Raw genomic sequence first — 272 nt, forward strand, 5'->3', positions numbered from 1 at the left:
CTCCCAGGAACCTGTAGCTATCCTACTGATTATACAGACTGTGATTATAATGTATCATGGAGCAATGATCGGATGATCTACAATACTGTTTGCGAAAACGTCTGGGTTCCAGATCCCCCAACTGATGGAGGAACAATTAATCCAATTACTCCTCCAACTCCAAAACAAATAATGTTACAGGAAACTAAAAATACCGACTGCGACGGTGTAACTCGGGCAAATCAACTGTCAAGAAATCAGGATTTCAGGAATAGGGTTAATGAAATTAGCAG

Annotated in this window: 1 protein-coding gene; it reads left to right on the forward strand. The window is 40.4% G+C overall.

The annotated features are described in order from the left end of the window. A partial coding sequence (locus AC07UV_RS25750; RefSeq protein WP_495185864.1) for a hypothetical protein occupies positions 1-272 on the forward strand: 272 nt, incomplete at both ends.

Source organism: Sphingobacterium sp. GW821-FHT03E03 (genome assembly GCF_059420745.1).